This is a genomic window from Burkholderia sp. A2, from assembly GCF_001729305.1.
GTDB lineage: Bacteria > Pseudomonadota > Gammaproteobacteria > Burkholderiales > Burkholderiaceae > Burkholderia > Burkholderia sola.
Genome location: NZ_LZXX01000076.1, coordinates 529 through 860 on the forward strand (window position 1 = coordinate 529; position 332 = coordinate 860).

General features: G+C 68.1%; 1 protein-coding gene. It reads right to left on the reverse strand.

What is annotated here, in order from left to right:
• Window positions 1-332, reverse strand: a 332-nt coding sequence (locus A9Z05_RS05725; RefSeq protein ID WP_141723376.1) for a response regulator transcription factor, incomplete at both ends; no start/stop codon positions are given.

A 332-nucleotide genomic window follows, 5' to 3' on the forward strand; every position in this document is an offset into this window, starting at 1 on the left:
TCGATCTTCTTGCGCAGCCGGTGCACGTAGACTTCGATCGCGTTGTTGCTGACTTCCTCGCCCCATTCGCACAGGTGGTCGACGAGCTGTTCCTTCGACACGAGGCGGCCGATCCGCTGCAGCAGGACCTCGAGCAGGCCGAGTTCGCGTGCGGAGAGATCGAGCACGTGATCGTTCGCATACGCGATGCGGCCGACCTGGTCGAATGCGAGCGAACCGTGGCGCACGACCGTCGGGCCGCCGCCCGCGCCGCGCCGGGTCAGCGCGCGCACGCGCGCCTCGAGCTCGTTGAGCGCGAACGGCTTGGCCATGTAGTCGTCGGCGCCGAGGTC